Source organism: Allobosea sp. LjRoot9, from assembly GCF_964252745.1.
Taxonomy (GTDB): Bacteria; Pseudomonadota; Alphaproteobacteria; order Rhizobiales; family Beijerinckiaceae; genus Allobosea.
On sequence record NZ_CAXUPC020000001.1, the window covers coordinates 1,692,437 to 1,714,992 of the forward strand.

A 22,556-nucleotide genomic window follows, 5' to 3' on the forward strand; every position below is an offset into this window, starting at 1 on the left:
CCGGTCATGGTGGCGTAAGCTTCAACCGGCAAACAGCCCTCATCTGCCATGAGAGCCCGCCGGAAGCGGTCCGCCGGAGTGACGGCGCCCCGAATTGCAGCCGATAGGCTGCATATATTTCCAGAGATTTCACGCCGCCGCGATCCGCGCACCCCCCAAATGGGGGCATCCCTGCCATCTCGGCAGTCAGCCGAGCTTCGCAGCGCCCTGAAGCATACCGACGAGATCCGACTGGCGGTGAACCCCCGTCTTGGCGAGGACGCGCTTGAGCGTCGTACGCGCGGTCCCCTCCGTCACGCCCAATCGCTGCGCCGCCTGCCGGGGTGCATGCCCGGCGGCGATCATCGCCGCGAGCTTCGCCTCCGCCGGCGTCAGGTCGAACAACCCCTCGATGAGATCAGCGCCCGGAACGCGATGGGGCAGCACCGGCGTCGCGACCAGGATCGCGCTCGCCAGCGTGAACACGTCGCGCGCCCGGCCTGTCACAGGCGAGAGATGCACGACGATGGGTGGGTGCCCCTGCCCTGCCGGGATCGCGATCGAACGCACCGCCGCATCATGAGCCTGATAGGCAAGCGCCGCCATGGCCGTCTCCAGCATGCGGTCGGCGGCGGCGTCGACGATCCCGAGCCGCGTCGGCCGGTCGCGGAAGATCGCCGGCATCAGCGCGGTCAGCAGGCTGTTGGCGCTGAGAATGCGCCCGCCCGGTCCCAGCACGGCGCCAGGCAAACCCATCATTTCGAGCGCCTGGGCGGCAGCTCTCGCCCGCTCCAGCCCGAGACGCCGCGCCAGCAGGCCGGCGCGGGCGAAATGCGGCCGCAAGCGGTTGAGCGAAGCGACCGCCTCGGGCTCCACGGTGCCTTCATCGAAGCCGCGCTCGCAATGGACGACGATCACATCGCCCGAGGGACAGGCGATCGCCGTCGCCACGGCCGAGCCATAGCCCGAAGGGATCAGCATCTCCTGATAGAGCGGCTCGGTGGCGATCTCGTCGGCCGTGAACACATCCGTGTCGGTGATGAAGCCTGCATGCCGGCAGGCAAGAAGCCGCAGACTGCGCTGGTTCACCGGCACGGGCAGGCGCAGCATGATGTCGTTATAGGTATTTTCGAAGGCCGCGCTCGACGCCGTCAGGCGCGCCTCTGCGTCCAGTATCGTGCCGAACAGCGCCTCGCGGCAGCCGGCGAGCTCGGCTGTCGCCCGCAAGACCTCCGGCCATCCCTCCGGGACGATGGCCGCCTCATAGATGCGGTCGATCAGCTGGTTTTCGTCGATCAGCTGGTTTTCCGGGGACGCGGCCGTCGGCAAGAGCTCATCCTTTCGCCACGCCTTCGCGGCGCGCATCTGCCGTTATGGTACGACGCGCCCCGAAAACTGCCTTGCGTTAGAACAAGCGCCTCTTCACGTTTCCGTGAAGGCCGGGTGTCAGCCCTCAGTGAGCCCCAGCATCAGCCGGATATTCTGCACCGCCGCACCCGACGCGCCCTTGCCGAGGTTGTCGAGCTTGGCGACCAGCACCGCCTGGCCCAGCGCATCATCGCCGAAGACGCGCAGTTCGAGCCGGTTGGTGTCGTTGAGCGATTCCGGCTCCAGCTTGCCGCCGGCCTGAGCGCTCGGCACCACGCTGACATAGGTCGAGCCGGCATAGTGCGCGGTCAGCGCGGCCTCGAGCGCTGCGGTCGTCGGCTTGCCCGGCAGCATGTCGAGATGCAGCGGGATCGAGACCAGCATGCCCTGCCGGAAATTCCCGACCGAGGGCACGAAGATCGGCCGCCGCGTCAGGCGCGAATAGAGCTGCAATTCCGGCAGATGCTTGTGATGGAGGCCAAGCCCGTAGAGCTCGAAGGCCGGAGCGGCACCGGCCTCATAGGCCTCGATCATGCTTTTGCCGCCGCCGGAATAGCCCGACACCGCATTGACGGTGACGGGATGGTCCTGCGCCAGCAGGCCGGCATCGACCAGCGGCCGCAACAGCGCGATCGCGCCGGTCGGATAGCAGCCGGGATTGGAGACGCGGTTGGCGTTGGCGATCTTCTCGGCATGGCCCGGTGCCATCTCGGCGAAGCCATAGACCCAGTCCGGCGCGACGCGATGGGCCGTTGCCGCATCGACGATCTTGGGCGCGTCGCCGCCGAGTTCATCGGCGAGCGCGACCGATTCCCGCGCCGCATCATCGGGCAGGCAGAGCACGACGAGATCGACGCCCGCCATCATCTCCTTGCGCGCGGCGGGGTCCTTGCGCTTGTCGGCACTGATGCTCTTCACGACGACCTCGGGCACGGCCGCTAGCCTGTCGCGGATGCCGAGACCCGTGGTGCCGGCCTCGCCGTCGATGAAGATGGATTTCAGGTTCTGGCTCATCTGGACCCCCGATGGGTGCGAAAGCAGGTTGCTTCGTCGGCTTCAGACATAAAAAAACCGCGCTCAGGGCGCGGTCGCGGACAATCGGACTAGCAGCCGAGCGTCATCGCGGTCGCGCAGGGGCGGCCATGGTCGGGCGACGTCGGATCGGGTTCGTGATCATGCAGAGGGATATGATGGAGGGAGGCCGTGCTGTCAATCTCGACGCAGGCCGACGCTCCACCGTCATGGTCGGGCTTGTCCCGACCATCCACGTCTTCGTCCGACAAGCGTCGTATTCAAGACGTGGATGCTCGGCACAAGGCCGAGCATGACGAGAGGGCCTATCTCAATGATCTGAATCGGTTGTGCCGCGGCGCTGCCAAACCGATTCAACCGCCTCACCCCATCTTCTTCAGCGCCAGCGCCTGGATGTAATGCTGCGCCACGGCCGCGCCGGCGATTGCGGTCGCGTCGGCGTGGTCATAGGGCGGCGAGACTTCGACCACGTCCATGCCGCGGAAATCGAGGTCGCGGATGCCCCAGACCATGCCCAGCCCCTGCGCCGAGGAGAGCCCGCCCGCCACCGGCGTGCCGGTGCCCGGCGCGAAGGCGGGGTCGAGCCCGTCAATGTCGAAGGTCAGATACGCCGGACCCTGCCCCACCCGCTGCCTGATGCGCGCGGCCACCTCGTCCACGCCCAGCGCCTGCGCGGCATAGCCGTCGATGACCGCGATGCCGCAATCGCGCGGAGCGACCGTGCGGATGCCGATCTGGATCGAGCGCTCGACATCGATCAGCCCCTCGCGCACCGCCTCCAGCACGAAGGTGCCGTGGCTGATCGCGCCGACGCCGTCATCCCAGGTGTCCTGATGCGCATCGAACTGCACCAGAGCGAGCTTGCCATGGCGGGCGACATGAGCGCGCAGCAGCGGCAAGGTGATGAAATGGTCGCCGCCGAGCGTGACGAGATGGGCGCCGCTGGCGATGATCTTCGCCGCCCCCTCCTCGATCGCCTTGGCGCAGCCCTGGAGATCGCTGCGCGGCAGCAGGCAATCGCCGTAATCGACAGCCGAGAGATGCTCGAACGGGTCGATGCGCGAGGGATATTGCGCGTCGCCGTCGAAGATCGCGCTGACGCGGCGCAGGGCCTGCGGGCCGAAGCGCGTGCCCGGCCGGTTCGAGACGGCAAGGTCGAAGGGCACGCCCCAGATCACCAGATCGCAGCCGGTGACGTCCTTGCTGTAGCGGCGGCGCATGAAGGAGAGCGCCCCGGCATAGGTTGGGTCATGCGCGGCCCCGCGCCTGTCGCCGGTGAAGGCGTGGTCGATCGTCGGGGTGTCGGCGGGTTCGGTCATGTCAGCGATCTCGAAAGGGCTCAGCGGCGCGGGCCGGAAAGCCAGACATAGAGGCACCAGGGCAGGATCAGCGCGAGCGCCGAGAGCACCAGCCGCAGCGTCGTCCAGGCGATGGGATAGTCCAGCGCCCGGCCATTGAGCTCCGGCACGCCATGGATCATCCCGAGCGCCATGGCCGGCGCCAGAAAGATCACCAGCGCGCTGCCGATGCGCCGGGCGCGCGACGCGTCGTCACGCGACAGCGCCAGCAGAGCAGGCACGGCGATCATGCCGAGAGCGATCAGGACGAGCAGGACGCGCATGGAGTTCCGGAGCGGCGGCGGGTCTAGTTCAAGAGCAGGATCAATGCGAAAAACCGGTTCCGACTTTTTCGCATCCTGCTCTGAGATTTAGCACGGCGCGCCCGCGGCTCCAGCCGCTGCGGCAGGGCTGCACAGCCGAATCTGTCGTTTCCAAGGGATTTTCCGGTGGGAGAACCGCTCGCGCTTCGAGATCGACGCTCCGCCAGCGCAGGTGTAGAACCGCGCTTGCCCTCTCGCCGGATCCTCTTCATGCCTCACGACGCCTACCCCGACAGCCTGATCCGCGAGATCCTCAAGAGCGTGAAGCGCATCGCGCTGGTTGGAGCCTCCGGCAACGAGGCGCGGCCGAGCTGGATCGTGACGAAATACCTGCTCGATCGCGGCTATGACGTCATCCCCGTCAATCCCGGGCTCGCCGGACAGACGCTGCTGGGCAAGACCGTCTACGGCTCGCTGAAAGACATCCCCGGCGCGATCGACATGGTCGAGATCTTCCGCAATTCGGAAGCGGCCGGACCGATCACCGACGAGGCTTTGACGCTCGATCCCCTGCCCAAGGTCATCTGGATGCAGCTTTCGGTGCGCAATGACGAGGCCGCCGCGCGGGCCGAGGCGAAGGGCATCACCGTGATCATGAATCGCTGCCCCAAGATCGAATATGGCCGGCTCTCCGGCGAGATCGGCTGGCAGGGCATCAATTCGCGGATTCTCTCCTCGAAGAAGCCGGTGCTCGCCGGCAAGGGATTTCAGAAGCTGACGATCCACCGGCCGGGGACGTGAGGCCATGGCGTTTTTGCTCGTAACCGCTGCGTCATCCCGGACAAGCCGCGTAGCGGCGCTGATCCGGGATCCATCATAGGGCTCCGCCGCGCCCTACGATGGATCCCGGGTCTGCGCTTCACTTGCCCGGGATGACGCCGTGTTTCCGTGTGAAATCAGCAGGTGTCGAAAGCTGGGTCACGGAGACGATGCGATGCGCGAGCTCTCCACCACCTGCTGCATCGCCGGCGGCGGCCCGGCCGGGATGATGCTCGGCTTCCTGCTGGCGCGGGCGGGCGTCGATGTCGTCGTGCTGGAGAAGCATGCCGACTTCCTGCGCGATTTCCGCGGCGACACCATCCACCCCTCGACGCTGCAATTGATGCACGAGCTCGGCCTGCTCGAGGATTTCCTCAAGCTGCCGCATACCAAGACCCGCGAGCTCGCCATCCGCTTCGGTACCGAGACCATCCAATTCGTCGATTTCTCGCATCTACCGGTCGTGGCTCCCTATGTCGCGATGATGCCGCAATGGGATTTCCTCGACTTCCTGGCCGACAGGGGCCGCGAGCAGGCGCGCTTCACCTTGCTGATGAATGCGAAGGCCGAGGGGCTGATCGAGGAGGACGGCCGGATCGTCGGCCTCACCGGCACGGCCGATGACGGTCCGCTCCGCATCCGTGCCGATCTCGTCGTCGCGGCCGATGGCCGCCGTTCCGATATCCGGGCGGCGTCCGGCCTGAAGAGCCTCGATATCGGCGCGCCGATGGACGTGCTCTGGTTCCGGCTGCCGCGTGGAGCGGGCGACCCCGGCCAGACCGGCGGCCAGGTCGCCAATGGCCGCCTGCTCGTCACGCTCGACCGGGGCGACTACTGGCAATGCGCCTTCGTCATTCCGAAGGGCCGGTTCGACGCGCTGCGCGCCGCCGGGCTCCAGGCCTTCCGCGAGGGCATCGTCAAGCTCACGCCCTGGTTCGCCAACCGGATCGACGTCATCGCGGACTGGGACGAGATCAAGCTGCTGACTGTCGCGGTCGACCGGCTCGAGCGCTGGTGGCGCCCCGGCCTCATCTGCATCGGCGACGCAGCGCATGCGATGTCGCCGATCGGCGGCGTCGGGATCAATCTCGCGGTGCAGGACGCGGTCGCGGCGGCCAATCGCCTCGCCACGCCCTTGCGCGAGAAGCGGCTCGCAGACGCCGATCTCGCAGCCGTGCAGGAGCGCCGGGAATTCCCGACCAGGGCGACGCAACGCATCCAGGTTCTGGCGCAAAACCGCATCATCTCGCCGCTCCTGGCGCGCGCCGACAGCGATGCGCCGCTCGGCCCGCCCTTCCTGGTCAGGCTGTTCGATTGGTTCCCGATCCTGCGCCGCATCCCGGCGCGCATCGTCGGCCTCGGAATCAGGCCGGAGCATATCGGGCCGCAGCTCGCAGTCCGCCCTTGAGCACCCGGCCCATGAATTGACGCCGTCGAGGCCGTTCTTTAAAACGAACGCATCGTCTCGAATTCAGAAGTCTTCAGGGAGCACGCCATGACCGACCGCGCACCGGGTTTCCACACGCTTGCCATCCATGCGGGCGCGGCCCCTGACGCAGCCACCGGCGCGCGCGCCACGCCGATCTACCAGACCACCAGCTTCGTCTTCGACGATGTCGACCACGCCGCCTCGCTCTTTGGCCTGCAGGCCTTCGGCAATATCTACAGCCGCATCGGCAATCCGACCAATGCGGTGCTGGAGGAGCGCGTGGCTGCGCTCGAAGGCGGCACGGCGGCACTCGCCGTCGCCTCGGGCCACGCCGCCGAGTTCCTGACCTTCCACGCGCTGCTGCAGCCGGGCGACGAGTTCGTCGCCGCCAAGAAGCTCTATGGCGGCTCGATCAACCAGTTCAACCACTCCTACAAGAACTTCGGCTGGGGCGTGATCTGGGCCGATTCCGACGATCTTGAGAGCTTTGCCGCCGCGGTGACGCCCAAGACCAAGGCGATCTTCATCGAATCGATCGCCAATCCCGGCGGCGTCGTGGTCGACATCGCCGGCATCGCGGCCATCGCGAGGAAGCACAACATCCCGCTCATCGTCGACAACACGATGGCGAGCCCCTATCTGATCCGCCCCTTCGAGCATGGCGCCGACATCGTCGTGCACTCCGCCACAAAATTCCTGGGCGGGCACGGCAACTCCGTCGGCGGCATCATCGTCGATGGCGGCTCGTTCAACTGGGTCGGCGATGACCGCTACCCGATGCTGTCCAAGCCCAGACCTGAATATAACGGCATGGTGCTGGGCGAGACCTTCGGCAATTTCGCCTTCGCCATCGCGACCCGCGTGCTCGGCCTGCGCGACATGGGTCCAGCGCTGTCGCCCTTCAACGCCTTCCTGATCCTGACCGGCATCGAGACCCTGCCGCTGCGCATGCAGCGCCATTGCGAGAACGCGCTGGCCGTCGCCATACATCTGTCGAGCCATCCGGCGGTGGAATGGGTCAGCTATGCCAGCCTGCCCGGCAATAAATATTACGAGCTCGCCCAGCGCTATTCGCCCAAGGGCGGCGGCGCGGTCATGACCATCGGCCTCAAGGGCGGCTACGAGGCCGGCGTCAAGCTGGTCACGGACCTCAAGCTGTTCTCGCATCTCGCCAATATCGGCGATACCCGCTCGCTGGTGATCCACCCGGCCTCGACCACCCATCGCCAGCTCACGGACGCACAGAAGACCGCCTCGGGCGCCGGACCGGAGGTGGTGCGGCTCTCGATCGGGCTGGAGGATGTCGCCGACCTGATCGACGATCTCGATCAGGCGCTGGGCTGAGTCTCAATGTCATTCCGAGGCGCTGCGCAGCAGCGAGCCCGGAACCCACGTGCCGGTGCTCAGGCCGACCCGCTTGCGAGGTTGCGCCCAGTCGTGGGTTCCGGGTTCTTCGCTGCGCGAAACCCCGGAATGACAGAGCTACGCGTCAGATGCACCACGCCCATGGCGAGCACGGTGAAGCCGAGCGCCTGATGCGCCAGCCCCGCCCAGAGCGGCACGACCAGCAGCAAGGTCACGATGCCGAGCGCCGACTGCGCCAGGACGAGGCCTGAGATCGCGGTCGCGCGCTTGGCCGCACCGGAGCCCGGCATGACGCGGCGCAGCCAGAGCATGTGCCAGAGCGCGACCGCGAGCAGGAGATAGGCGCCGAGGCGGTGGTTGAACTGCACCAGAGCGACATTATCGACGAAGTTCTCCCAGAACGGGTTCTGCGCGAACAGCATCGAGGCCGGCGGCACGACCGCGCCGTCCATCAACGGCCAGGTGTTGAGGGTGAAGCCCGCCCGCGCCCCCGCCACGAGCCCGCCGAGCGCGATCTGCAGGAACAGCAGCGCCAGGAGCAGCCAGGCGACGGGCCGCCCCCGCGCCGGCTCGATGCGCCGCAGGGGTGTCAGTGAGGTTGCGAAGGCGATGACCGAGGCGAAGAACAGCCCGGCGAAGGTGAGATGCAGCGTCAGTTTCACCGGCGCGACGGCGACCATGCCGGGCTCTAACCCCGAGGCCACCATGATCCAGCCGATCGCCCCTTGCAGGCCCAGCAGCAGGCCCATGCCGAACAAAACGAGCGTCCGCCGCCATGGCAGCAGGCGGCGCAGCGCCACGACCAGGAAACCGGCGAGATAGACCAGGCCGATGAAGCGGCCGAGCTGGCGGTGGCCCCATTCCCACCAATAGATGAACTTGAACTCACCGATCGCCATGCCGGCATTGAGGAGCTGGTATTGCGGGCTGGCGCGATACTTCTCGAACTCGGCCGCCCAGGCAGCCTCCGAGAGCGGCGGCAGCGCACCGGTGATCGGCTTCCATTCGGTGATCGAGAGGCCCGAGCCCGTCAACCGCGTCGCGCCGCCGACGATGACCATGACGAAGACGAGCGCGGCGACGATCCAGAGCCAGCGACGGATGCCGGCATGGCTTGTGCTGCTGCTCGTCTGGGAAACGGGCTGGTCCAGGGCGATCGTCACGGAAGCTGCGCCTTCGCTCGTCAATGCCGCGCTTCACAATCAGGCGCGCGGGTGACAGATAGACCCGCAAGATAGACCCGACAACGCCCGCATTGCCGCAGCCGACGGCTCGCAGGGCCGGAGACGAAGCATGACCCAGAGCCACCGCAAGCTGATCGGCACCGTCGCGATCCTCGTCTTCGTCTGCATCTACGCGCTCGTCGCCATGGCGCTGGCGCAGGGCCGTATCACCGAGGCGCCGAAGCTGGTGCAGACGATCGCCTATATCGCGCTCGGCCTCGCCTGGGTCCTGCCGCTGCTACCGCTGATCCGCTGGATGGAGCGCAAGGACGAGAGGTGAGGCGCGACGCTTCTTCCCTTCTCCCCTCGCGGGAGAAGGTGCCCCGGCAGGGGCGGATGAGGGGGTGCCGTGCCCTTTCCGACTAACCTTCTAAGGCAAGCCAGCAATCGTCGAGCGCCCCCTCATCCGTCTCGGCTTCGCCGAGCCACCTTCTCCCGCGAGGGGAGAAGGGAAGCGGCAGCGCAGCTACCCCACGCTCACCCACCGCTCCCGGTTCCACAACAGAAACGGGTGGCCCGAGAGTAGCCCTCGCACCGCCTCCTCGATCTGAGGCAAACCGTTGAGCGAAACGCGCGGCAAGAGCCAACCGAGATTTTCGACGCGAGCTGGAACACCTCTATCTACTTAAGTAAAAATACAGCATCACCGCATACGGGACTCCTGTAAAATAGATCCCGACCTTTCTATTAAACTTAAATATTATTCCGGCCAATATAAACATGCCGTAAGTCGGCGCTATCGCCGGATCGTCGTGAACATGAGGCATATTTGCTGACATGGACGCGATGAACAGGAATGGAGTGAGCAGTAAAAACCCAAATATCTTAGCGAGAACGACCTCATACGTCGTCTCACTCATATAGAATAAGAGCCATCCACCAGCGAACAAGACAGCCGGTATGATCACGAGTCCAAAAAATTCACCACTCACAGCATCGTCCCCGCCAAGCTACCCCACATTCACCCGCCGCCCCCGGTTCCACAGCAGAAACGGCAGGCCCGAGAGCAGCGCCCGCACCGCCTCCTCGCTCTGGTGATGACCGTTGAGCGAGACGCGCGGCAAGGCGTGGAGATGGCGCGCATGCGCGTCGAAGAGATGGCCCGGTCGCGTCGTCACGGCGCTGGCGAACCCCGCTTTCCCCGCCATCTTGAATTCGCGCGGACCAGCCGAGGTCGGGTCTCCCACGGGATAGGCGAAGTGATGGATCGGAATGCCGAGCTCCGCCTCCAGGCGCGCCTTGCTCTCGACGATCTCGCTACGGGCGATCTCGGCCTCGTGTTTCGCCAGCATCGGGTGACTGAGCGTATGGGCGCCGATCGTCACGCCGGGCGCGCCCGAGACGGCGCGCAGTGTCTCCCAGGGCAGGCATTCGCGCTCGGTGAGTGCGGTAGAATCGACACCGGCCTGTTGCGTCAGGGCGGAAATCGCAGAGAGCAGAATCGCTTCCGGCTGTTTACGCAGACGCCAGTAGAGCGCGGTGAAGGCCTGCTGCTTTTCAGTGTCGGTTTCGGTGCGGGCGGCAAAGCCGCCATCGGGCAGCTCCACCGCGATGCGCGGCAGGGCGCGGATCGTCTCCTCCAGCTCCAACCACCAGAGCCGCGCGCTGCGGTCGGCGAAGCCCGGCGTCACGAACAATGTCCAGGGCGCCTCATGCTTCGCCAGCACCGGCCAGGCATGGTCGAGATTGTCGCGATAGCCGTCATCGAAAGTCAGCGCGACGAAGAAGCGGCTCTGCCTGTTGCTGGTCAGGCGCGTGACCGCCTCGTCGAGCGAGACGATGTCATAACCCTGCGCCCTGATCAGCGTCAGGGTCAGGTCGAGAAACTCCGGCGTGATCTCCAGCAGGCGGTTGGGCTGGAATCCCGCCGTGGAAGCCGGCCGGACATGGTGCAAGGTCAGGATCACGCCTGCGCCTTGCGCAAGGCCCCTGCCCCAGCGGTCGGCGCGGGTCAGCGCGATCGCCTTAAACACGGCCGAGAAGGCTTTGTGGCGCAGATTCATCGTTTATCCCTAGAGCATTTCCGCGTTTCTCCCCGCGGAAATGCTCTACCTCCTTGTTTTATCGCATTTTCTTCGCGCGAACCGGTGTCCACTTCGCTCGAAAATGCTCTAGCAACCGCTCGGTAACGCTGTTCACCGATCTCGCGGCCGGCTCACGCGAGCTTGACCGGTCTGTTCACAATAGCGGGTTAAAAGGGCTCATCATTTGCCCGCAGAGGCCGCCTGAGCATGTCCGCACTCGCCGAACGCCCTTCGGCCTTGTCCCTCACCGAGAACCGCAGCGCGCTCAGCGCCCGGCCTTGGCGATCGCTTGCGATCGCCTCCGACATCGCCGCGATCGAAGCCGATTGGCACGCGCTCGAGGCGCATGCGCTGGTGACGCCCTATCAGGCCTATGGCTGGGTGCAGCCCTTCACCGAGACGGTCGGCGCGGCCCATGGCATGGATTTCCGCTATGCCGTGCTGCGCGATGCGCTGGCCCAGGCCATCGCGATCCTGCCGCTGGTCATCACGCGCCGCAACGGCATTCGCTTCGCCGAATTCATCGGCGGCAAGCACGCCAACTACCATATGGGCCTCTACGCGCCCGATTTCGCCGCAGCCCTCGATGCCGAGACGACGCACCGGATGCTCGACGAGATCGGGGCGGCGATCGGCGGGCTCGACGCCTTCGTCTTCGTCAACCAGCCGACGCTGTGGCAGGGCGTGGCGAACCCGACGGCCCTGCTCGCGGCCGGGCCGAGCCCGAGCGGCGCCTATAAGCTCGCGCTCACGCCGGGCGATTCCGACGGTGCGCTGCGGCGCGCCATGAGCAGCCATGCGCATAAGAAGCTCAAGAACAAGCGCAACCGCTTCGCCAGCTTCGGCGTCTCGCGACTGGTCAAGGCGGAGAGCGAGGCCGAGATCGCCAGCGTGATCGACGCCTTCCTGATCCAGAAGGCCGCGCGCTTCAGGGCCTTGGGTGTGCCCGATCCTTTCGCCGATCCGGCGATGCGCTCCTTCCTGCAGCGCGCCGCCGCAACGGAAGGCGCGGTCGCGCCGGCGCTCGAACTCTACTCGCTCGATGTCGAGGGCCGTTCGGTCGCGACCTATGTCGGCGCGGTGCAGGGCCAGCGCTTCTCCGGGATGGCGACCTCTTTCGACATGGACAGCGAGGTCGCCAAGACCAGCCCCGGCGAGATCCTGTTGGTCGACCTGATCAAGCTGAAAGGCAATGCCGGCATCAGCGTCTTCGATCTCGGCGTCGGCGAAGCGCGCTACAAGACGACGATCTGCGACGATCGCGACGAGCTGGTCGACACCTTCCTGCCGCTCACAGTGAAGGGACGCGCCTTCGCCGGCGTGGCCCGGGCCAAGCGCGCGCTCAAGCGCCGGGTCAAGAGTTCGCCTGTGCTGCTGAAACTGGCGCAGCGCGCCTCGGGCTGGCTGAACCGAGGCCGCAGCGCGAGCGAGGAATAGCCCCTCGGAGACCGTCAGGGATTCCCACAGCCCTCATCCTGAGGAGCTGCGAAGCAGCGTCTCGAAGGATGCTCCAGGTGGTTCGGGAGTCTCCTGGAGCATCCTTCGAGACGCCATTCCCACAGGAATGGCTCCTCAGGATGAGGGCTGGAGTTTCCGAACGAGCTCCAGACCTCAGGCCGGCTCCTCGTCGTGCTGGCGCATCATCGCCATCGCCCCGGCGAGGTTCACGGGCGGCGCATCGAGCACGAGCGCGACCGGCGCCTTCGTCAGATCCGAGAGGCGATAGGCCGCCTCGACCGCGTGGCCGTTGCCGACCTGGCCGGCCATGACGAGCCCACCCTGGGCGCGCCCCGCGATCGGCGCCAGAACGGCGCTGTCATCGCTCGAGGCTGCCGCAACCAGCACCCAGTCGTAGGTCTCGCAGAGGGCGTCGAGCGCGACCTCGACGAGGTCGGGCGCCGCCAGCACCGCGTCACGGCCGGCATGGCCGGGCCCGATGCGGTGCAGCCGCGAGCCCTCGGCGCGCGTGATGATGTCGGAGAACAGCGCCTCGCCGGCGAGCAGTTCCGAGAAGCCGGCCTGGCTGAGATCCTCGTCGACGACAAGATCGACGATGATGCAGCGGCAGCGCTGGGACAAAAGCTCGGCCAGGTCGCGCGCCGTCGTCGCGCCGTCGCCGCCGCCATCCAGCACCACGACCATGGGGGCCATGCCGCGCGGCGGTTCGTCGATCCGCTCGGCGAGATCGGCCAGCGTCTCTTCCGGCCGATCGAGGTCGAGCGTGATCTGGCCGAGCCGGCCGCCATGGGTGAGCAGCCCCGCGACGCGCTCGCGGCGCGGGTCGGTGCGGGCGGTCGTGCCGCCGCCGACCCACCCCGGAGCGCGCTGCGGCTTGCCGGACGGCGCACCGGCCTGCCCGTTGAGCAATTCGCGCGAGGCGACTGCGGCCAGCGCGATCATGAAGGTCGCCAGCGTCGCCACGACCATGGTCGGGATCTTCTTGGGGAAGGACGGCTCGGTCGGCTCGACGGCGCGCGAGATAATGCGCGCATCGGCCGGGGCGGCGTTCTGAGTGTCGCGCGCCATCGCTTCGCGGTAGCGCTGCATATACTGCTCGAGCTGGTCGCGCAGCGTGCGGGCCTCGCGCTCCAGGGCGCGCAATTGCACCTCGCTGTCATTGGCGCTGGAGACGTTCTTCTTCTGGCCGTCGAGGGCGGCGGTGAAGCTCTCGACACGCTGGCCGGCAATCTTGGCCTCATTCTCCAGGGTGCGCACCGCGCGCTCCGAGGCAGCACGGAGCTGGCCCTCGAGATCGGCGAGCTGGGCATTCAACTCCTTGATCCGCGGATGCTCGGAGAGAAGGTTGCGCGATTCGAGCGCGATCTGGGCGCGCAGATTGACGCGCTGCTCGATCAGGCGGCGTACCAGTTCGTTATTGGCGACATCGGGAATTTCGAAGGTGCGGCCCTGCTTGATCGCGTCGCGGATCAGGCCAGCCTTGGCCTGCGCCTCGGCCTGCTGGCTGCGGGCGGCAGAAAGCTGAGCCGAGAGGTCGGTGAGCTGCTGGGAGGTGATCGTGGTGTTGTTGGCGCCAACCAGCAGGCCATTGCGCGAGCGGTATTCCTCGACCTTGGCCTCGGCCTCGGCGAGGCGTTTGCGCAAGGGCTCGATCGTGGTCGAGAGCCAGGAGGAGGCGCTGCGCGCCGTGTCCTGCTTCGCCGCCTCCTGCGTCTCCAGATAGGTGCTGGCGATGGTGTTGGCGCCTTTGGCCGCGAGCTCGGGATCATGCGAGGTGAACTCGACCGAGACGATACGCGAGCGACCGACGGGATAGACCAGCAAGCGGTCATAATATTTCTCGAGGACGCGCTCCTCCGGCGAACGATCGGCCGGATGGCCGCCGATTCCGATCATCACGCCGATCTTCTTCAATGCGCTCAGCGCGCCGGCACCCGCATCGAACTCGGAATTGCCGACGAGGCCGATGCGCTTGATCGCCTCGCGCGCCAGGTCACGCGACATGATGACCTGAACCTGGCTCTGCACGCCTTCGCTGTCGAATTGCTGGCCCGAGCTTTCGCCGGTGCTCTGCCCCGGCCGCGTATAGAAGCTGTCGCGGTTCTCCAGAAGGATGCGCGCCTCGCCGGTGTAGCGGGCGGGCACGAGGTTGACGGCAACGAAGGACAGGCCGAGCGCCGCCACCGTCGGGGCGATGATCCAGAGCTTACGACGCTTGATCGCCAGCCACAGTGCCGCCAGATCGAGCATGTCGCCGCGCGCCTCGCCGGCATCACGCCCATAGTTTTCGGTTCGTGCCTGGCTCTCGGCTCGCGCTTGGCTCTCGGTCTGAGCTGTCATGACGCTTCCCTTCACGGACACTTCGCGGCGCTCCGGAGAGAACGCGACCATCATCAAAGCTCAGTAAGGTTAGTGCCGAGTTAAAGCCGGCAATGGACAGCAAAACCTTGTTCATCATCAGGCTTTCTTAACCATATCGGCCTAGTCCTGATTTCAGTTTCCGCATGGGTATCGCTCGTGATGAGTCGCCATCTCGCCCCTCTTGCTCTGGCCATCGCAATGACCGCGACCGCTTGCGCGCCGCGCTATGTCGATGCCGATTATGCCGTCGCCCAGCCCAGCGGCCCCTATCGACTCGCCAGCGGCGACCGCCTGCGCATCATCGTCTTCGGGCAGGACAATCTTTCGAACATCTACGCGGTCGACGGCGCAGGCCGCATCTCGATGCCACTGATCGACACGATCGAGGCGCAGGGGCACACCACCCAGCAGCTCGAAAAGGCAATCGAGGGGCGGTTGCGGCGCGGTTATCTGCGCGAGCCCAAGGTTTCGGTCGAGGTCGATACCTACCGCCCGTTCTTCGTCTTGGGCGAAGTCACCAATTCGGGCCAGTTTCCTTACGTCAACGGCATGACGGTGCAGACTGCGGTCGCAATCGCCGGCGGCTTCACTCCGCGCGGGCAGCGCTCCTCGGCAGAGGTGACGCGGCAGGTCGACGGCCAATTGGTGACCGCGACGGTACCGATCACCTACGCCGTCCAGCCGGGCGATACGATCGTCATCAAGGAACGCTGGTTCTGATCCGTCCGGAGCGCTTCCGATGACGGACAGCACGCAGGCGCAGCCGCTGCGCATTCTCCATGTCTTCCGCGCGCCGCTCGGCGGCTTGTTCCGGCATGTGCTCGATCTCGCCCGCGGCCAGGTCGAGCGCGGCCACCATGTCGGCATTTTCTGCGACGCCACCACGGGCGGCACCCGCGCCGACGAGGTCTTCCGCGAGCTTTCGCCCCAGCTTTCGCTCGGCGTGACCCGCGTGCCGATGTCGCGCTATCCGAGCCTGACCGATGCGAAGGCGCAGATGAGCGAGATCTCGGTCCGCAAGGCGCTGAGGCCCGACATCGTCCATTGCCACGGCTCGAAGGGCGGGGTGTACGGGCGTATTCCCGCCCTGTTCAGCCTGGGCCGGAGCTATGCCACGGCCTATACGCCCCATGGCGGCAGCTTCAACTACAAGCCCGGCGGGACCGAGCATAAGATCTACATGGCCGTCGAGCGCTTGCTCGAAGGCGCCACCGACATGTTCCTGTTCGAGAGCCGCTTCATCGCCGGGCGTTTCGAGGCTTATGTCGGGCACATGCCGCGAACCGACCACCGCATCGTGCTGAACGGCATCTCCGAGGCGGAGTTCGAGCCGATCGACCATTCTCAGGCGGCGTTCGACCTGCTCTATCTCGGGGAATTGCGCTCGGCCAAGGGCGTCGACACGCTGATCGACGCGCTCGCTTTGCTGAAGAGCCAGCACGCGCTGACGCCGCGCATCCTGATCGTCGGTTCGGGACCAGACGAGGCTGAGCTGCGCAAGATGACGATCGATCGCGGCATCGCGGAGCAATGCGTCTTCGAGCCGCCGGGGCCGATCCGCAGGGCACTCTCGAAGGCCCGCGTGATGGTGATCCCGTCACGGGCGGAATCGCTGCCCTATGTCATCCTGGAGGCGGCGGCCGCGGCCCAGCCCTTGATCTCGACCGATGTCGGCGGCATCAACGAGATCTACGGCCCGCGCCACAGGCACCGACTGATCCAGACCAACGATCCTGCGATCCTCACCGAGGCCATCCGCTCGATCCTGGCGACACCCGACGCCGAGCGCCAGGCGCAAGCCGCCGACCTCGCCGAGCATGTCCGCCAGAATTTCCGCCTCGACGCCATGACCGACGGCGTGATCGCCGCCTATCGCGACGCGATGGCCGCCCGCGTCACAGCAGCTTGAGCGCCACGACGCCGGCGATGACGAGCGCGATCCCAGCCCAGCCCGAAGGGCGGATGCGCTGGCCAAAGGCGAGCATGCCGACGATCGCGGTGATCACCAGCCCGGCGCCACCCCAGACGGCGTAGGCGACGGACAGGTCCATGCCCTTGATCGCCTGAGCCAAGGCAGCGAAGGCACCGACCACGAGCAGGATGCCGACACCGCCGGTGAGCCAGCGCTTCATGCCGTCGGAGAGCTTGAGCAGATAAGTGCCGGAGACTTCGAGCAGGACCGCCAGCACCAGCCAGGCGATGGCCAGGCCTTGTGGCAGAAGGGGCGTGGTCATGCCAGCCTCCCCTCATGCTCCTCCGCCTCGCCGCCGACGCCGCGCTCGAGCAGCACGATGCCGGCGATGATGGCGCAAAGCGCCACGATCCGCGTCGGCGTGAGATGCTCGCCGAAAAGCAGATGGCCGGCAGCCGCGATGCCGACGATGCCGAGCCCCTCCCAGACCGCATAGGCGACGGCCAACGGAATGACGCGCAGCGCCACGCTGAGCAGCGTGAAGGACAGGCCGATCAGGATGAGCGGCAGGAGCGTGACCATGAACGGCGCCGAGACGACCGACTTCAACGCGGCCGTCGCGACGATCTCGACGGCAATGGCCGCGAGCAGAACCAACCAATGAAAAGACATGTTGCACACGGGCGAAGCCGGCGCTGGACGTCGCGGGGGCGGCGCAAGGCAGCTAGGCAAAAGTTCGAGTTTTGAAAGACGGCATCAGGATTGAAAGCCTTCAGCGGGAACTCCGCGAAAGCAGCACAGCGGCATCGCGACAACGACCAAAAGCCGCTCTCAAAATCCGCCCAAAAATGTGCTTCTCAGACACTCATCGCAGTCAGATATGCCCGCAACGTTGCTTTTTGTCAACTTGAAACAACTTTTCTAGAACAAAAACCAGAGAAAACAGCCATCCAAACTCCGGATTAATACATTGATGAGCCAAGCGAAAATCACCCTTTCGATTTCGCGTTTTCGTGAGGCCTAAAACCGCCGGAACGGAGCTCGCCGACGCGGCGTTTCCAGTCAATTTCCTTGCGAATCCTCCGCAAGAACGACGGGTCCGATTAAGCCTTCCGTGAACATTTTCCGCTAGACGCAAGGTAAGAAGCCCGGAAGCCTCGGCTTGCCGGCCGGACCGGGATGGCATGTCATGGGCGCTTTCGATGTTCGCGATCTGATCAAGGTCGACGCGGCTGCGGCCGCGACATCCGAGATGTTCGGCCCCTCCAAGGGCGGCGCGACGCGTGCCTTCCACCCGCTGGCCGAGCGCATCGCCGCGATACCGGTCAAGCCGACGCTGTCACCCGTGATGATCGAGGGCTTCGTCCGGCTCTTCGACGTGCTGGCCGTCGTCGGCGTGGGCGGGCTGGTCTATTGGCTCTATGTGGCGGGCAATATCGACAACGCCCTGCCCTACCAGGTCACGATTCCGGCGCTCGCGATCGGAGCGCTCGCCTCCTTTCAGGCGCTACAGCTCTACCATGTCGGCGCGCTCAGAAATTTCGTCGCCATGGCGGTCAGGCTGGTGACGGGTTGGACGACCTTGTTCATGATCGCGCTGGCAGCCTTCTTCTTCCTCAAGATCGGTGACCAGGTCTCGCGCATCTGGCTGCTCGGGTTCTATGCCGGTGGCCTTGCCGCGCTGCTCGGTGAACGGCTGGTCGTGACGCTGAGCGTGCGCCAGCTCACGCGTTCGGGCCGGCTGGAGCGGCGCACGGCGATCGTCGGCGGCGGCGAGGCGGGCGAGGCTTTGATCCACGCGCTGGAAGCGCAGCGCGACACGGGGCTTCGCGTCTGCGGCGTCTTCGACGACCGTAATGACGACCGTTCGCCCGATCTCGTCGCCGGTTACCCCAAGCTCGGCACGATCGACGATCTCGTCGAGTTCGCGCGCCGCACCAAGCTCGACCTGGTGATCTTCACCCTGCCGATCTCGGCCGAGGCGCGGCTGCTCACCATGCTGCGCAAGCTCTGGGTGCTGCCGATCGACATCCGCCTCTCCGCGCATATGTCGAAGCTCCGGTTCCGGCCGCGTTCCTATTCCTATATCGGCGCCGTGCCCGTGCTCGACGTGTTCGACCGGCCGATCGCCGATTGGGACATCGTCGTCAAATTCGTCTTCGACAAGATCGTCGGCACGATCGCCTTGATCGCGCTCTCGCCGCTGATGCTCGCGACCGCAATCGCGATCAAGCTCGATTCGAAGGGGCCGATCCTGTTCAGGCAGAAGCGCTACGGCTTCAACAACGAGCTGATCGAAGTCCTCAAATTCCGCTCGCTCTACCACGAGATGAGCGATTTCGCCGCCGCCAAGCAGGTCACCAAGGACGATCCGCGCGTCACCCGCGTCGGCCGTTTCATCCGCAAGACCTCGATCGACGAGTTGCCGCAGCTCCTCAACGTCATCCTGAAGGGCGATCTCTCGCTGGTAGGGCCGCGCCCGCATGCGATCCACGCCACCGCCTCGAACCGCGCCTATGAGCAGGTCGTCGACGGCTATTTCGCCCGCCACAAGGTCAAGCCTGGCATCACCGGCTGGGCCCAGGTCAATGGCTGGCGCGGCGAGACCGACACCGAGGACAAGATCCAGCGCCGCGTCGAGCACGACCTCTATTACATCGAGAACTGGTCGGTGCTGCTCGACCTCTACATCCTGGTGAAGACGCCGCTCTCGCTGCTGACCAAGAACGAGAACGCCTATTGAGCGCGCTCGCGGAAAGGGATGGAGACAAAGGAGGCCAACGCAGCCGCCTGATGGTATCTCACGCCGCCATCAAGCGCGGCTCACTGTGGCTTCTGACAGCCTCGAGCTGGGTCGCCCTGATCGAGCCTTCGCCATACGAGATATCGTTTCTGATCGTACTGCTCGTCTTCGCTGTGACCGGAATTCGCTTCTCGCAGAAGCTGCTGCCGCTGGCGATGCTCTTGCTGGCGTTCAATATCGGGGGCTTCTTTTCCCTGGTCCCGTGGATGAGCGACCCCGACTCGGTTCGCTTCATCGCGGTCTCGCTCTACCTGATGATCACGGCCGTCGTCCTTGCCGCCATCATGGCCGAGGACGCGCTCGGGCGATTGGAGACGCTGCGGAAGGGCTATCTGGTCGCAACCTGGTGCGCCGGCATCGCCGGCATTCTGGGGTATTTCGACGTCGCAGGCCTCGGGAGCATCTTCAGCCTCTACGGACGCGCATCCGGGACCTTCAAGGACCCCAACGTGCTGGGCCCGTTCCTGGTTCTGCCGATCGCCTTTGCGATCCAGCATATCCTGATCGGTCGGTGTGGGTTGTTGCGTGGCCTTTTGACGATCAGCGTGCCGCTCGCAGCCCTGTTCCTGACCTTCTCCCGCGGCGGATGGGGCAATCTCGTGGGCTCCGTCCTGCTGATGATGGTGCTGACCTTCCTGACCGCGCCCAGCGCGTCGCGGCGGGCGCGGATCGTCCTGCTGACGCTGGCCACGCTGATCTTCGCCTTCATCGCGCTCATGGTCGCACTGTCATTCGAGGACATCCGCGCCGTGTTCGAAGTCCGGGCCAGCCTCGACCAGAGCTACGATCAGGGTGTCACGGGTCGGTTCGGCAGCCAGCTGCGCTCGATTCCGATGCTGCTCGACGATCCCAATGGCCTTGGCCCGCTGCGTTTCCGCTGGATTTTCTACCAGCAGGATCCGCACAACGTCTATATCAACGCCTTCGCGTCCTATGGCTGGCTTGGCGGCATCGCCTGGCTCGCGCTGATGGCGGCGACCTTCTATGTCGGATGGCGGCTCGTCTTCCAGCGTACGCCGACGCAAAACCACGCGATTGTTCTGTGGTCGGTGCTGTTCACCACCATCCTGCAAGGCGTGCAGATCGACACCGATCACTGGCGGCATTTCTACCTGATGCTGGGCCTTGTCTGGGGGCTAGCCGCCCAGACAAGGGCAACACATGTCACGGCATAAATCCGTGGGCGAGCGCATGGCCATTTCAAAGCACAACCTCAATATCCAGGTGCTCCGGGCGGTGGCCGCCTTTCTCGTCGTCGTCGGCCATTCCGTGCATGAAACGGAAGCCATTTCCGCCTTGGTCGGCCGGCCGGCCGTCGATCTTTCGTTCGTGAACTGGGGTTTCGGCGTCGACATCTTCTTCGTGATATCGGGCTTCATCATGGTCTACACGTCGGTCGATCTCTTCGGCCGGCCCGGAGCCTGGCGAATCTTTCTGGCCCGCCGTCTCACCAGGATCGTGCCACTCTACTGGCTGCTGACGACAGCCTTGCTGATCGGCGCCCTCCTCGCCCCGCGCCTGCTCAACGTGCCGATTGGCGACTGGCAGCACGTTCTGGCGTCCTATCTGTTCATCCCCAGCTTTCGCATCCCGGGCGAAATCCGCCCCGTCATGGCGCTCGGCTGGACGCTGAACATGGAGATGTTCTTCTACGTTCTCTTCGCCGGAGCGCTCGCTTTGCCGCTCCGAAAGGGGATTGCGGCGCTGGCGCTCGTCCTTGTCGCGCTCGCCATCGTCGGAATGGTCTTTCGGCCCGAGCAGGTGCAGCTCGCCTTCTGGACCCAGTCGATCATCCTGGAGTTCCTCTTTGGCTGCCTGCTCGCAGTCGCCTATCTCAACGGCGCGCGCCTGGCGGCGCCGGTGGCGATCGCGCTGGGGGCGCTCGGCTTTGCCGGAATGCTCCGGATTCCAGGTTTCGACGGTATTCCTGGGTTCGATGGCCAAGCCGTGCTTCCAGACGCGCTGAGATGGGGGCTGCCGGCCCTCCTCATCGTCGCCGCCGCGGCCCTCCTCCCCTCGGAATCGACATCGTCGCGCATGACAATGGGGCTCGTGGCGCTCGGCGACGCCTCCTACAGCCTCTACCTCGCGCACCCCTTCATCCTGCGGCCCTTTCGCAACCTCTGGATCAGCCTGGTTGGCGACGCGGCCCCGCTGGCGGCCTATGTCGCGGTCGCTGCTCTGGTTGCAACCTTTGGATCGGTCCTGGTCTATCGCTGGGTCGAACGGCCCCTGCTGCGCCGGCTTCAAGCCCGCAAGAGGCCCCCATCCGCACTGCCCCGGCATGTCCCGAACCAGGCGCCAGCGCTACCCTGATACCGATCATGCGCGCACCGTCGCCTCAGTGCGGTCCAGCCGCTCAGACCCGGTCCTTGCGCACCACGACATAGGCGTAGGTCGTCACGAAATCCCAGCCGGTCTTCGCCGCCAGCGCGTTGAAGACATGGTCGGCCTGCTTCAGCCCGGGCATGCGGTCGAAATAGCCGTGCCCCCAGAAGCGCTGGATATGGACATCGCTGAAGCCGGCGCGGTTCAGCATCGGCCCGAGCTGGCGCTTGCTGCCGCGGCACCAGTCGTAGAAGGCCGGGAATTTCGGATCGCCGCCGCCATCACGCCGCGCCGGATAGAGCGCATGCACGATCGCGCGCGAAAGCTTCTCGGGCAGGATGTGGTTGATCGCGAAGACCGGCGCCCACAGCGTCGGGAAGAAGGCGAGCGCGACGCCGCCCGGCGCCAGCAGGTCATGGATGTTGGTCCAGGCGCGCTCGACGTCATGGACATGCTCGAAGACCATGCGCGAGACCATGAGGTCATAGCCGCCGCGCGTGACATCCGGCTCGGAGAGATCGCCAGCGATGTCGAATCGCGCCGTCCTGAGACCGGCGGGCGTCAGCGCCAGCTCGCCCGCATCGATGTCGTTGACGATGAGGTCGATGCCGTGGCGCGCCGCCTGGGCGGTCGAGAACAGCGGATCGCGCCCGCCGCCGATCTCGCAGACGCGGCGCAGGCCGAAATGACTGGAGAGATCGAGAATCGTCGCTTCGTAATGGTCCCAGGCCCATTGCGAATGCCAGTCCGGGGCGAGATCGCGGAAGAAGGTCTCGATCGAGCCCAGCGACTTCGCAGGGGCCGGCACGGAGACCTTGCTCCGCTCCACTGTGGCTGTCGCCAGTGACATGGTCA

At 65.7% G+C, this 22,556-nt stretch carries 20 protein-coding genes; 10 read left to right on the forward strand and 10 right to left on the reverse strand.

Going from position 1 to position 22,556, the window contains the following annotated elements; all coding sequences use genetic code 11:
* Positions 1-186: 186 nt before the first annotated feature.
* From ACSQ3P_RS07755 to ACSQ3P_RS07770, 4 genes are all read right to left on the reverse strand, one after another.
* A complete protein-coding gene (locus tag ACSQ3P_RS07755) occupies positions 187-1,308 on the reverse strand; it encodes a helix-turn-helix transcriptional regulator (RefSeq protein WP_436164984.1) in 1,122 nt (373 codons plus the stop codon).
* A 117-nt stretch (positions 1,309-1,425) separates the two neighbouring features.
* The gene (gene argC, locus ACSQ3P_RS07760) at positions 1,426-2,361 is read right to left on the reverse strand and encodes an N-acetyl-gamma-glutamyl-phosphate reductase (protein ID WP_436164985.1); all 936 of its coding nucleotides are present in this window, start codon (positions 2,359-2,361) and stop codon (positions 1,426-1,428) included.
* A 380-nt stretch (positions 2,362-2,741) separates the two neighbouring features.
* Positions 2,742-3,698, reverse strand: a complete 957-nt coding sequence (speB, locus tag ACSQ3P_RS07765) for an agmatinase (protein ID WP_436164986.1) — start codon at positions 3,696-3,698, stop codon at positions 2,742-2,744.
* 20 nt (positions 3,699-3,718) lie between these two features.
* On the reverse strand, positions 3,719-4,000 hold the full coding sequence (locus ACSQ3P_RS07770) for a hypothetical protein (protein ID WP_436164987.1): 282 nt from the start codon (positions 3,998-4,000) through the stop codon (positions 3,719-3,721).
* A 249-nt stretch (positions 4,001-4,249) separates the two neighbouring features.
* Between ACSQ3P_RS07770 and ACSQ3P_RS07775 the strand changes: the two genes are divergently transcribed.
* The 3 genes from ACSQ3P_RS07775 (at position 4,250) to ACSQ3P_RS07785 (ending at position 7,571) form a co-directional block, all read left to right on the forward strand.
* Positions 4,250-4,780 carry a CoA-binding protein gene (locus tag ACSQ3P_RS07775; RefSeq protein ID WP_436164988.1) on the forward strand — a complete coding sequence of 177 codons (531 nt, stop codon included), beginning with the start codon at positions 4,250-4,252 and terminating at the stop codon, positions 4,778-4,780.
* A gap of 193 nt (positions 4,781-4,973) precedes the next feature.
* Entirely contained in the window at positions 4,974-6,206 is a 1,233-nt protein-coding gene (locus ACSQ3P_RS07780) for an FAD-dependent oxidoreductase (RefSeq protein WP_436164989.1), read from the forward strand.
* Between the two features lie 87 nt (positions 6,207-6,293).
* Positions 6,294-7,571, forward strand: a complete 1,278-nt coding sequence (locus tag ACSQ3P_RS07785; RefSeq protein WP_436164990.1) for an O-acetylhomoserine aminocarboxypropyltransferase — start codon at positions 6,294-6,296, stop codon at positions 7,569-7,571.
* A gap of 59 nt (positions 7,572-7,630) precedes the next feature.
* Here the strand turns inward: ACSQ3P_RS07785 and ACSQ3P_RS07790 are convergent, their stop codons facing one another.
* Entirely contained in the window at positions 7,631-8,779 is a 1,149-nt protein-coding gene (locus ACSQ3P_RS07790; RefSeq protein ID WP_436164991.1) for a COX15/CtaA family protein, read from the reverse strand.
* A 106-nt stretch (positions 8,780-8,885) separates the two neighbouring features.
* Between ACSQ3P_RS07790 and ACSQ3P_RS07795 the strand changes: the two genes are divergently transcribed.
* Positions 8,886-9,095: a DUF2842 domain-containing protein gene (locus ACSQ3P_RS07795; RefSeq protein ID WP_310151153.1), complete on the forward strand. Its 210-nt coding sequence runs from the start codon at positions 8,886-8,888 to the stop codon at positions 9,093-9,095.
* A gap of 670 nt (positions 9,096-9,765) precedes the next feature.
* Here ACSQ3P_RS07795 and ACSQ3P_RS07800 read toward each other — a convergent pair.
* A complete protein-coding gene (locus ACSQ3P_RS07800; protein ID WP_436164992.1) occupies positions 9,766-10,818 on the reverse strand; it encodes a polysaccharide deacetylase family protein in 1,053 nt (350 codons plus the stop codon).
* Between the two features lie 228 nt (positions 10,819-11,046).
* Here ACSQ3P_RS07800 and ACSQ3P_RS07805 point away from each other — a divergent pair, with 228 nt between their 5' ends.
* On the forward strand, positions 11,047-12,276 hold the full coding sequence (locus tag ACSQ3P_RS07805) for a GNAT family N-acetyltransferase (RefSeq protein ID WP_436164993.1): 1,230 nt from the start codon (positions 11,047-11,049) through the stop codon (positions 12,274-12,276).
* Positions 12,277-12,450: 174 nt separating this feature from the next.
* Here the strand turns inward: ACSQ3P_RS07805 and ACSQ3P_RS07810 are convergent, their stop codons facing one another.
* The gene (locus ACSQ3P_RS07810; protein ID WP_436164994.1) at positions 12,451-14,637 is read right to left on the reverse strand and encodes a GumC family protein; all 2,187 of its coding nucleotides are present in this window, start codon (positions 14,635-14,637) and stop codon (positions 12,451-12,453) included.
* A 180-nt stretch (positions 14,638-14,817) separates the two neighbouring features.
* On the opposite strand from ACSQ3P_RS07810, the gene ACSQ3P_RS07815 reads away from it, so the two are divergent.
* On the forward strand, positions 14,818-15,378 hold the full coding sequence (locus tag ACSQ3P_RS07815) for a polysaccharide biosynthesis/export family protein (RefSeq protein WP_436164995.1): 561 nt from the start codon (positions 14,818-14,820) through the stop codon (positions 15,376-15,378).
* Positions 15,379-15,397: 19 nt separating this feature from the next.
* Positions 15,398-16,567 carry a glycosyltransferase gene (locus tag ACSQ3P_RS07820; RefSeq protein ID WP_436164996.1) on the forward strand — a complete coding sequence of 390 codons (1,170 nt, stop codon included), beginning with the start codon at positions 15,398-15,400 and terminating at the stop codon, positions 16,565-16,567.
* Here ACSQ3P_RS07820 and mdtI read toward each other — a convergent pair.
* Entirely contained in the window at positions 16,554-16,892 is a 339-nt protein-coding gene (gene mdtI, locus ACSQ3P_RS07825; protein ID WP_069691156.1) for a multidrug/spermidine efflux SMR transporter subunit MdtI, read from the reverse strand. The two genes, ACSQ3P_RS07820 and mdtI, sit on opposite strands and share 14 nt — an antisense overlap.
* Positions 16,889-17,242, reverse strand: a complete 354-nt coding sequence (locus ACSQ3P_RS07830; protein ID WP_310151178.1) for a DMT family transporter — start codon at positions 17,240-17,242, stop codon at positions 16,889-16,891. Before ACSQ3P_RS07830 ends, mdtI begins: the two co-directional genes overlap by 4 nt.
* Before the next feature lie 517 nt (positions 17,243-17,759).
* Here ACSQ3P_RS07830 and ACSQ3P_RS07835 point away from each other — a divergent pair.
* Genes ACSQ3P_RS07835 through ACSQ3P_RS07845 form a run of 3 tightly spaced genes read left to right on the forward strand, consistent with a single transcriptional unit; the run spans position 17,760 to position 21,689 of the window.
* The gene (locus ACSQ3P_RS07835) at positions 17,760-19,313 is read left to right on the forward strand and encodes an undecaprenyl-phosphate glucose phosphotransferase (protein WP_436164997.1); all 1,554 of its coding nucleotides are present in this window, start codon (positions 17,760-17,762) and stop codon (positions 19,311-19,313) included.
* Between the two features lie 50 nt (positions 19,314-19,363).
* A complete protein-coding gene (locus ACSQ3P_RS07840) occupies positions 19,364-20,548 on the forward strand; it encodes an O-antigen ligase family protein (protein WP_436164998.1) in 1,185 nt (394 codons plus the stop codon).
* 16 nt (positions 20,549-20,564) lie between these two features.
* Positions 20,565-21,689, forward strand: a complete 1,125-nt coding sequence (locus ACSQ3P_RS07845; RefSeq protein ID WP_436164999.1) for an acyltransferase family protein — start codon at positions 20,565-20,567, stop codon at positions 21,687-21,689.
* A 43-nt stretch (positions 21,690-21,732) separates the two neighbouring features.
* Here the strand turns inward: ACSQ3P_RS07845 and ACSQ3P_RS07850 are convergent, their stop codons facing one another.
* Positions 21,733-22,551, reverse strand: coding sequence for a class I SAM-dependent methyltransferase (locus tag ACSQ3P_RS07850; protein ID WP_436165000.1), 819 nt, complete (start codon positions 22,549-22,551; stop codon positions 21,733-21,735).
* Between the last annotated feature and the right edge of the window lie 5 nt (positions 22,552-22,556).

Coding starts and splice junctions, on each gene's coding strand:
- ACSQ3P_RS07795 (WP_310151153.1), top strand. CDS start 8,886: ATGACCCAGAGCCACCGCAAGCTGATCGGCACCGTCGCGATCCTCGTC.
- argC (WP_436164985.1), bottom strand. CDS start 2,361: ATGAGCCAGAACCTGAAATCCATCTTCATCGACGGCGAGGCCGGCACC.
- ACSQ3P_RS07810 (WP_436164994.1), bottom strand. CDS start 14,637: ATGACAGCTCAGACCGAGAGCCAAGCGCGAGCCGAGAGCCAGGCACGA.
- ACSQ3P_RS07830 (WP_310151178.1), bottom strand. CDS start 17,242: ATGTCTTTTCATTGGTTGGTTCTGCTCGCGGCCATTGCCGTCGAGATC.
- ACSQ3P_RS07850 (WP_436165000.1), bottom strand. CDS start 22,551: ATGTCACTGGCGACAGCCACAGTGGAGCGGAGCAAGGTCTCCGTGCCG.
- speB (WP_436164986.1), bottom strand. CDS start 3,698: ATGACCGAACCCGCCGACACCCCGACGATCGACCACGCCTTCACCGGC.
- ACSQ3P_RS07800 (WP_436164992.1), bottom strand. CDS start 10,818: ATGAATCTGCGCCACAAAGCCTTCTCGGCCGTGTTTAAGGCGATCGCG.
- ACSQ3P_RS07785 (WP_436164990.1), top strand. CDS start 6,294: ATGACCGACCGCGCACCGGGTTTCCACACGCTTGCCATCCATGCGGGC.
- ACSQ3P_RS07845 (WP_436164999.1), top strand. CDS start 20,565: ATGGCCATTTCAAAGCACAACCTCAATATCCAGGTGCTCCGGGCGGTG.
- ACSQ3P_RS07840 (WP_436164998.1), top strand. CDS start 19,364: ATGGTATCTCACGCCGCCATCAAGCGCGGCTCACTGTGGCTTCTGACA.
- ACSQ3P_RS07805 (WP_436164993.1), top strand. CDS start 11,047: ATGTCCGCACTCGCCGAACGCCCTTCGGCCTTGTCCCTCACCGAGAAC.
- ACSQ3P_RS07770 (WP_436164987.1), bottom strand. CDS start 4,000: ATGCGCGTCCTGCTCGTCCTGATCGCTCTCGGCATGATCGCCGTGCCT.
- ACSQ3P_RS07775 (WP_436164988.1), top strand. CDS start 4,250: ATGCCTCACGACGCCTACCCCGACAGCCTGATCCGCGAGATCCTCAAG.
- ACSQ3P_RS07815 (WP_436164995.1), top strand. CDS start 14,818: ATGAGTCGCCATCTCGCCCCTCTTGCTCTGGCCATCGCAATGACCGCG.
- ACSQ3P_RS07820 (WP_436164996.1), top strand. CDS start 15,398: ATGACGGACAGCACGCAGGCGCAGCCGCTGCGCATTCTCCATGTCTTC.
- mdtI (WP_069691156.1), bottom strand. CDS start 16,892: ATGACCACGCCCCTTCTGCCACAAGGCCTGGCCATCGCCTGGCTGGTG.
- ACSQ3P_RS07835 (WP_436164997.1), top strand. CDS start 17,760: ATGGGCGCTTTCGATGTTCGCGATCTGATCAAGGTCGACGCGGCTGCG.
- ACSQ3P_RS07780 (WP_436164989.1), top strand. CDS start 4,974: ATGCGCGAGCTCTCCACCACCTGCTGCATCGCCGGCGGCGGCCCGGCC.